Origin of the sequence: Pseudonocardia ailaonensis (assembly GCF_039531635.1) — a bacterium.
Taxonomy (GTDB): Bacteria; Actinomycetota; Actinomycetes; order Mycobacteriales; family Pseudonocardiaceae; genus Pseudonocardia; species Pseudonocardia ailaonensis.
The window spans coordinates 342-655 of sequence record NZ_BAAAQK010000010.1; positions in this window are offsets into that span (position 1 = coordinate 342).

A 314-nucleotide genomic window follows, 5' to 3' on the forward strand; every position below is an offset into this window, starting at 1 on the left:
CACGGAGAGGAACAGGACACGGAGAAAAGCGCAGGACCTCGGTTCACCGAACCGAGGTCCTGCGCTTTCGTGCTCTCCCGCGCCGGCCCTGTCCGTCGGACCCGGGGAAGGCACCGCGGGTGTGTCACCCGGCGGCGCCCTCCGGGGTCCGGCCGATCCTGCTCAGAGGCCGAGCTGGGTGGGCTGGTCGGCGGCGTCGAACGTGCCGCCCTCGGATCCCTGCATGTCGGCCGGCAGTACGGCGTCGAGTTCGTGCAGGCGGGGGAGGACCTCCGAGGCGAACAGTCGCATGGATCGCTCGGCCTGCTCGGCGG